Origin of the sequence: Halomicronema sp. CCY15110 (assembly GCF_016888165.1) — a bacterium.
GTDB lineage: Bacteria > Cyanobacteriota > Cyanobacteriia > Phormidesmidales > Phormidesmidaceae > Halomicronema.
Genome location: NZ_JACSWC010000352.1, coordinates 1 through 414, shown reverse-complemented (window position 1 = coordinate 414; position 414 = coordinate 1). Strand labels below are relative to the sequence as shown.

Below are 414 nucleotides of genomic sequence, written 5' to 3'. Positions count from 1 at the left end.
GCATTCTGCAACCCTTCTGATAAGGCGACGAAACTCTCGCCGCCTTGAATCACCTGGGCGTAGCGCCAACCGCTGTACGCCAAGCGGTAGTGATAGAGCAGATGCTCAAACGGTTCACCGTTGATGGTAATCACCGCCCCTTTCAGTTCCGTAAAGTCGGAGATGCCCATCACTCCTGGCTCGTGGCGCAGCTCAAACATGACCTCGGGCGCTTTGCCATACAACGCTTTCCAGGTCTTCACCCGCCGTTGCAGAGTCCGCAGCACTTGCGGATATTGACCGGGATAATGCTCTTGCAAGTAATCGAACAACGTCATGGGCTGCAGCCGTGGCTCCTGCCTCAACATCGGCTCCAACTCCTCTTCCCACACCCCAGCTAACGGGTCGCTCCGGGTGCTCCAGTCTCGCAGGCGG

At 58.0% G+C, this 414-nt stretch carries 1 pseudogene; it reads right to left on the bottom strand.

Annotation, left to right across the window (positions count from 1 at the left end):
* A pseudogene (locus tag JUK32_RS28765) lies at positions 1–414 on the bottom strand (IS21 family transposase); the annotation flags it as partial.